We start from the raw sequence: 3,512 nt of genomic DNA on the forward strand, positions 1-3,512 counted from the left end.
CAACACAGCGGACCGGCAAGAGTCCGTCATCGGGGCAGACAGGGAGCAAGGATGGGACCGCGGGTCAGCACAGTGGCATTGGCCGATCGCCTCACGGGCATGATCGGTCCGCGCGCGAGCGTCGCGCGCGGCGTGCTCGATCACCACGGCCAGAGCGAGTCGCATTATCGCAACCTGCCGCCTGACATCGTCGTCTTTCCTGAAACCACGCAGGAGGTCGTCGAGATCGTGAAGCTCTGCGCTACCGCGGGCATGCCGATCGTCCCGTTCGGCGCCGGGACCTCGCTCGAAGGCAATGCGGCCTCGGTCGCGGGCGGCGTCTGCTTCGACTTCGCACGCATGAACAAGGTGCTGGCCGTGCACGACAGCGACATGGACGTCGTGGTGCAGCCCGGGATCACGCGAAAGCAGCTCAATGCGGAGCTGCGCGGCACCGGTCTCTTCTTCCCGATCGATCCGGGCGCCGACGCCTCGATCGGCGGCATGACATCGACGAGGGCCTCCGGCACCATGGCGGTGCGCTACGGCACCATGAAGGACAATGTCATGGCGCTCGAGGTCGTGCTGGCCGATGGGCGCGTGATCCGGACCGCCAGGCGCGCCCGCAAGTCGGCCGCCGGTTACGACCTGACACGCATGTTCGTCGGTGCGGAAGGCACGCTCGGACTCATCACCGAGATCACGCTGAAGGTGCATCCCGTGCCGCAGGCGATCTCGGCCGCGGTTTGCAGCTTCGACACCCTGCATGACGCCGTCGACACCGCGATCTCCGTGATCCAGTCCGCGATCCCCGTGGCGCGCATCGAGCTGCTCGACGACGTCATGATGCGCGGCATCAATGCCTACGCAAAGCTCGGCTATCGCGAGGCTCCGACCCTGTTCTTCGAATTCCACGGCTCCGAGGCCTCCGTCGCCGAGCAGGCCGAGGCCGCGGAGGCGATCGCCGCCGACCATGGAGGTCATGGCTTTGCCTGGGCCAAGGCGCAGGAAGACCGCAGCCGGCTCTGGCACGCCCGCGACAACACGCTCTATGCGGGCCTGGGCTTGCGGCCGGGCGCGCGCGCCGTGATCACCGATGTCTGCGTGCCGATCTCGCGGCTGGCGGAATGCCTGACCGAGACGCGGCGCGACGCGGACGAGCACGGTTTCACCGCGCCGATCGTCGGCCATGTCGGCGACGGCAATTTCCACATGCTGATCCTGATCGATCCGGCAAAGCCGGAGGAGAGCGAAGGCGCCAAGGCGCTCCAGGCCCGCATGGTCGCCCGCGCCATCGCGATGGACGGCACCTGCACCGGCGAGCACGGCATCGGGCTCGGCAAGATCGACTATCTCGCCGACGAGCTCGGCGAGGCCGTGGACGTGATGCGATCGATCAAGGCCGCGCTCGACCCCAACGGCCTGATGAATCCCGGAAAGATCTTTGCGAGCGGAGCCAAGGCATGAGCGACGCGCTTCCGATCGAGGTCACCTCGCCCACGCCACTGCTCGAGTTGCGCGGCATCAGCAAGGAGTTTCCCGGCGTCAAGGCGCTGGACGACGTGTCCTTTGCCGTCTTCCCCGGCGAAGTCCACATGCTGCTCGGAGAGAACGGCGCCGGCAAGTCGAGCCTGATGAAGGTGCTGTGCGGCGCCTACAGCGCCGATGCCGGCGAATTCTACTACAAGGGCCAGAAGGTCGCGATCGGCTCGGCCGCGGATGCGCAGAAGCTCGGCATTGCCGTGATCTTCCAGGAATTCTCGCTGGTCCCCCATCTCGACATCGCCCAGAACATCTTCCTCGGCCGCGAGCCGAAGGGCCGCATCCCCGGCACCATCGATCGGCGCAAGATCCTCGCCGATGCCAAACGCGTGCTCGGCACCATCGGCTTCGACATCGACCCCTCCACCATCGTGGACAAGCTAGGGGTGGCGCAGCAGCAGATGGTCGAGATCGCCAAGGCGATCAGCCAGAACGCGCGCATCCTCGTCATGGACGAGCCGACCGCGGCGCTGTCCGACCGCGAGACCGAGCTGTTGTTCGCGCTGATCGCGCGGCTGAAAGCCGACGGCGTGTCCATCGTCTATATCTCGCACCGCATGGCGGAGGTGTTCGCGCTCGGCGATCGCATAACGGTGCTGCGCGACGGCCGCCGCATCGACGGCGTCCGTCCCGCCGACGTCACGCCGGACCAGCTCGTCCGCATGATGGTCGGCCGCACCGTGGACATGACCTATCCGCGCAATTTCGCCGACAAGCCCGGCGAGCTGCTGCTGGAGGTCAAGGGCCTGAGCTCGTCGACCGGCATCTCCGACATCAACATCGAGGTGCGCCGGGGCGAGATCGTCGGCCTGTGCGGCCTGGTCGGCTCCGGCCGCAGCGAAGTCGCGCGCGCCATCTTCGGCGCCGATCCCGTCAGCGCCGGCGAGATCATTTTCGACGGCAAGACCATTTCCGGCGAGCCTGATCTTGCCGCCCGCCGCGGCATCGCGCTGATCCCGGAGAGCCGCAAGAGCGAAGGCCTCGCACTGCTGCGGTCCGTAAGTGACAATCTGGTGGTGTCGGCGCTGCGAAAACTGTTCCCGAGCGGCCTGTTCGACCAGCGTTCGGCGCAGCGCACCTCCGACGGCCTGATCCGGCAGCTGAGGATCGCGACACCCAGCGCGCGCCAGACCGTCGGCCTGCTCTCGGGCGGCAACCAGCAGAAGGTCGTGATCGGCAAATGGCTGGCGGCCGGCTCGAAGCTCTTCATCTTCGACGAGCCGACCCGGGGCATCGACATCGGCGCCAAGTCCGAGATCTTTGCGCTGATCGACCGCCTGGTCGCGGAAGGCGCCGCCGCCCTGATGATCTCGTCCGAACAGGTCGAGATCTGCCATGTCTGCGACCGCGCCTATGTGATGCGCGAAGGGCGCATCGCCGGGCACCTGACACGCAACGAATTGACCGAGGAGAACATCGTGCGACTGGGGATGCATCATGCGTGAAGCCGTGGTCGTTTCCGAGCCCAATCCGCTGCAACGCATTCCCGGCGTTGCCATCGTGCTGGTGTTGCTGATCGCGCTGTTCAGCGCGATCGCACCCGGCTTCCTGTCGGTCGCCAACCTCTCCAACGTGCTGGTGCAGTCGACCATCCTGACCATGCTCGCGCTGCCGATGACCCTGATCATCATGACCGAGGGGCTCGACCTGTCGATGGGCGCGGTGCTGACGCTGACCTCGCTCTGCGTCGCCATCGTGTCGCTGGCGACCAAGTCGATGCTCTTGGGCCTCGGCGCCGGCCTGCTGGTCGGCGCCGCCTTCGGCACCGTCAACGGCTGGCTGGTCGCGATCCTCGGCATCCCGCCCTTCGTTGCGACGCTCGGCACGCTCGGCATGGCGCAGGGCCTGTCGCTGATCGTCAGCGACGGCCAGAGCGTGGTCGGCATCCCCCACAGCGTGCGCGACATCTACTCGGCGACGCTGCTGGGCGTACCCGTGCCGATCGTGATGGCGCTGGTGACCTATGCGGTCTTTCACGGCCTGCTCTATCA

Annotated in this window: 3 protein-coding genes; all 3 read left to right on the forward strand. The window is 66.8% G+C overall.

Annotated features, from left to right (window positions below; all coding sequences use genetic code 11):
* Window positions 1–51: 51 nt before the first annotated feature.
* Window positions 52–1,446 (forward strand): FAD-linked oxidase C-terminal domain-containing protein, encoded by a 1,395-nt coding sequence (locus AC1D00_RS32130; protein WP_477013427.1) that lies wholly within the window; start codon window positions 52–54, stop codon window positions 1,444–1,446.
* Window positions 1,443–2,966 carry a sugar ABC transporter ATP-binding protein gene (locus AC1D00_RS32135; RefSeq protein ID WP_135177001.1) on the forward strand — a complete coding sequence of 508 codons (1,524 nt, stop codon included), beginning with the start codon at window positions 1,443–1,445 and terminating at the stop codon, window positions 2,964–2,966. The genes AC1D00_RS32130 and AC1D00_RS32135 overlap by 4 nt, the downstream gene beginning before the upstream one ends.
* Window positions 2,959–3,512: ABC transporter permease (locus AC1D00_RS32140; protein ID WP_477013428.1), on the forward strand; the 554-nt coding region annotated here is incomplete at its 3' end. The genes AC1D00_RS32135 and AC1D00_RS32140, both read left to right, overlap by 8 nt.

Source organism: Bradyrhizobium sp. P2_E8 (assembly GCF_056403875.1).

Bases quoted from the DNA above. Each gene is read 5' to 3' on its own strand.
- AC1D00_RS32130 (WP_477013427.1), top strand. From the start codon at position 52: ATGGGACCGCGGGTCAGCACAGTGGCATTGGCCGATCGCCTCACGGGC.
- AC1D00_RS32135 (WP_135177001.1), top strand. From the start codon at position 1,443: ATGAGCGACGCGCTTCCGATCGAGGTCACCTCGCCCACGCCACTGCTC.